Genomic DNA, 759 nt, shown 5'->3' on the forward strand with positions numbered 1-759 from the left:
TGCCATCGACGAAGAGCTTGACCTGATGCGAGAGGTTGTTGCTGTCGAGATCGCCGTAGAAGTCGACGCGCATCGCGATGCCCACCTTGTCGGCCGGGATGTCATGCTCGGTCGTGAACGTGTTGTATATGCCGGGGTTGAGCCCCTGGACGTCGTCGGACCGGGTGATGTTGAGTATCCGTTCGTTCGAGGCGACGTCGCCGGCGGTCGACAGCTCCGAGTTGATCCCGACCTGCTGGTCGGCGTGCTCGGCCTCGACGAACCACGCCGTCTGGTCCGAGGTGAACTTGCCACTCTGGACCATCGTCGGATCCGTCGCCGGGGCGCTCGCCAGGCGATCCTCCCACTCGCTGGTCGAGTCGGCCGATTGCATCCGGTTGTCCGTCGTCGTGGTCGACTGCGGATCGTCGACGTTGCGAGCCAGTCCGGTCTGGTCGACGAGCGAGCGCACCGCAACGGGGACCTCTTCCTCGACGTACTCTGCCTGCACCCGTTGTTTGAGCTCGTCGCCGCCGTTGCCCTCGAGGATGACGCGGTCGGGTCGCTCGCGAACGTTCTGGAGTTTGGTGATCGGCAGGCGCTTGCCTTCGTACCAGACGCGCATCGGCTGCTCTTCCAGCTGGTCGGAGCGCAGCCAGTGATCGGCCTTCGGGACCGGGATGCGGACCTTCGGCAAGGCGTTGACCTTGTGCGGGAACTCGACGCCGTCGGCCAAGACCTGGGGCGTGAGCGGCGCCGTCGCGTTGGGGTGGTCGATCT

1 pseudogene is annotated in these 759 nt (G+C 65.3%); it reads right to left on the reverse strand.

The features are described 5' to 3' along the window. Positions 1–759, reverse strand: a pseudogene (locus IEY28_RS20520) (hypothetical protein); the annotation flags it as partial.

The organism is Haloarcula pellucida, assembly GCF_014647235.1.
Taxonomy (GTDB): Archaea; Halobacteriota; Halobacteria; order Halobacteriales; family Haloarculaceae; genus Haloarcula; species Haloarcula pellucida.